At 39.3% G+C, this 2,722-nt stretch carries 4 protein-coding genes; 1 reads left to right on the plus strand and 3 read right to left on the minus strand.

What is annotated here, in order from left to right; genetic code table 11:
- From AC52RT_RS05000 to AC52RT_RS05010, 3 genes are all read right to left on the minus strand, one after another.
- Positions 1-411, minus strand: a 411-nt coding sequence (locus tag AC52RT_RS05000) for an ATP-binding cassette domain-containing protein (RefSeq protein ID WP_495539732.1), incomplete at its 3' end; no start/stop codon positions are given.
- On the minus strand, positions 411-788 hold the full coding sequence (locus tag AC52RT_RS05005) for a GntR family transcriptional regulator (protein WP_040373746.1): 378 nt from the start codon (positions 786-788) through the stop codon (positions 411-413). The genes AC52RT_RS05005 and AC52RT_RS05000, both read right to left, overlap by 1 nt.
- Before the next feature lie 2 nt (positions 789-790).
- Positions 791-1,570, minus strand: a complete 780-nt coding sequence (locus AC52RT_RS05010) for a hypothetical protein (protein WP_495539733.1) — start codon at positions 1,568-1,570, stop codon at positions 791-793.
- 184 nt (positions 1,571-1,754) lie between these two features.
- Here AC52RT_RS05010 and AC52RT_RS05015 point away from each other — a divergent pair, with 184 nt between their 5' ends.
- Positions 1,755-2,678: an LCP family glycopolymer transferase gene (locus tag AC52RT_RS05015; RefSeq protein ID WP_495539734.1), complete on the plus strand. Its 924-nt coding sequence runs from the start codon at positions 1,755-1,757 to the stop codon at positions 2,676-2,678.
- Positions 2,679-2,722 lie beyond the last annotated feature (44 nt).

A 2,722-nucleotide genomic window follows, 5' to 3' on the forward strand; every position in this document is an offset into this window, starting at 1 on the left:
AACGAGTCGTAATCGGCCGCGGTATCCCTTTGATAATGCCTGTATCCGTTTTGTACGATCAAGCTTCATCATCTCGAGCATTTTAGCAGCTTTATCCGCGTTAAAATCGGCAAACTGTGATTCATAATAATGAAGCATTTCGTCAACAGTATACATGGGATAAAAGAAATCAAGCTCCGTCATATACGAAACGCTTTTCGCAATCCGTCGTGTCACGCTTTCTTTCATGACCGTTACTTCCCCAGAATCAGGTTTAACGAGCCCAGCAATCAGCTTCAGGGTTGTCGACTTTCCACTCCCATTCTCACCAATTAAACCATAAATTTTCCCTGGTTCAAACGTTATAGATAGGTCCGTTAACGCAGCCAGACTACCATATTTCTTACTAACATTCCTTAACTCCACTGTCATTACACTTCACCCTCTCGTTTCGAAAAAAACTGCTGCAGCCCTTCAAGCATTTCGTCGTTGGTCAAACCAATTTCATTCATACTTTCCACAAATTCTTCAACGATTCCCGTTTTGATTTTATTTCGTAATTCAACAACCACCGCTGGATCATTCTTTACATAGGTTCCCTGTCCCCTTTTCGTTTCCACCATTCCATCCCTCTCCATCTCCGTATAAGTCCGTTGAATGGTATTCGGATTAACCCCCATTTGCACCGCCATATCCCGAACCGACGGTAATTTTTCACCATGTTTAATTTCACCGCGGACAATGGAAAAGTAAATACGATCCACTACTTGTAGATAAATCGGCTTTGATGCATGAAATTCATCTGGCATTTTTACACCTCAAGCTTTCTATCAAATATCCTGCAAGCAAGATAAAACAAGCCTACAAAAATTATGGTATCGATGGAGAATGTCAGCAGAGAAAAATCAATCACTTCTCCTGCTAACGATAATTCATCCGTATCTACACTAAACGAATTAAATTGAAAAATAGTAACCCTGGCAATTTCATCTAAGGCTTGATACAGACTCGTATTTTGAATAAATTCTAAAAGATAATTTATCCCCAAAAATAGAATGGTAACAATCAGCCAACGAATATTTTTTATTTGCGGAAATTTCACTAAAGCATGATAGATTACCCACAGTAGCAAGCATTCTACAGCCAAAAATAAACTAAAAATAGTAATGACGCCCAATATGGTACATAACTCAACGATTCCATATCCCTGCAACTGTTCGGTTGATAACAACGAAGAAGAATTCATAAGCGCGAAGACGAGAACCCCTGCTGAAAATAATAAAGAAATCAAATGCAGTCCGAGTCCAGTTAGCAGCTTTGATCCGAGCAGAAGGATAGACGATTGAGGATTATGCAGCCAGAGCTGTGATTTCCCTTCGACATTAAGAAGGGTGAGCAACATGACCGGTACCATTAAAATATGAATCAGCAGTAAGGGGATAATCCCAACAAACATGATTCCAGGCACATGGTAGTGGTTGCCCAGCAGGTACGTAATCAATACTAAAACCATTTGCAGTAGCAACAGCCAAACCAACGATTTCCTCCCTAGTTTCCACTCCTTCTTCATCAATCCTAAAAATGACTTCATACAGCCAACACCTTCCAAATTTTAGTGTTCTAGTGGTATAGTACACTAAAACGTTAAAAGTGTGCAATACATTTTAAGAATATTCTAAAAAGAACAAATTCTCAGTTAATCCAGTAAAACTCCATATCTTTTTCCAGATTTGTTCTTTATAATGAAGTTATTATAAATAGAAAGTGGGATCGTAATGGATAAACGAAAAAAGAAACATCCTTGGCTCAAATTTTTTGGATTTGTTGTCTTATTTTTCATTCTTGTTGGGGGTGGGTTAGCTTATTATGTCTATCATTCTCTTACAAGTACGGTAGCCACTATGCATACCCCTATTAATCGCGAAATCTCAGAAAAACGTGTAGAACCAGTCTCCTTACAAAAGCAGCAGCCATTTTCAGTGCTATTGCTCGGTGTGGATGAACGAGAAGGAGATCGCGGCCGCTCAGATACCATGATCGTCATGGCCGTCAACCCGAATCAGAATACAACCAAACTTCTCAGTATCCCACGTGATACTCGGACCGATATTATTGGTAAAGGCACAGTTGACAAAATCAATCATGCTTGGGCGTTCGGTGGTCCAGAGATGTCAATGGACACGGTGGAACATTTCCTTGATATCCCTATTGATTATTATGTAAAGGTAAATATGGAAAGCTTTAAAGATATTGTCGATGCAGTTGGCGGTGTCACCGTTGAGAATTCATCTGCTTTCACCACCGGTGATCAAAACTTCCCGGCTGGAACACTTACGTTAAACGGAAAAGAAGCCCTTAGCTATTCACGTGAACGGTATTCCGATCCAAATGGTGATTTTGGCAGACAAGAACGTCAGCGTCAGATCATTCAAGCCGTTCTCCAGAAAGGCGCCAGTATTTCATCTGTCGCTAATTTCAGCGATATACTTTCTGCACTCAGTAACAATATCCAAACCAACCTTGAGTTTGATCAAATGGTAGATATCCAAGCCAATTACCGTTCTGCTACCAAATCAATCGTACAAAACACGATTAAAGAAACAGGGCAAAAAATTAACGGTGTCTACTATGGAATTGTTGACAATACAGAACTGCAAAAAGTTCAAAACGAATTAAAAACCCAGCTAGAAATTGAATAAACAAAAAATGACTAAAATATTTATTTTCTAGGAAATATTACGCT

Source organism: Peribacillus sp. (assembly GCF_059453735.1).

Bases quoted from the DNA above. Each gene is read 5' to 3' on its own strand.
- AC52RT_RS05010 (WP_495539733.1), bottom strand. From the start codon at position 1,570: ATGAAGTCATTTTTAGGATTGATGAAGAAGGAGTGGAAACTAGGGAGG.
- AC52RT_RS05015 (WP_495539734.1), top strand. From the start codon at position 1,755: ATGGATAAACGAAAAAAGAAACATCCTTGGCTCAAATTTTTTGGATTT.
- AC52RT_RS05005 (WP_040373746.1), bottom strand. From the start codon at position 788: ATGCCAGATGAATTTCATGCATCAAAGCCGATTTATCTACAAGTAGTG.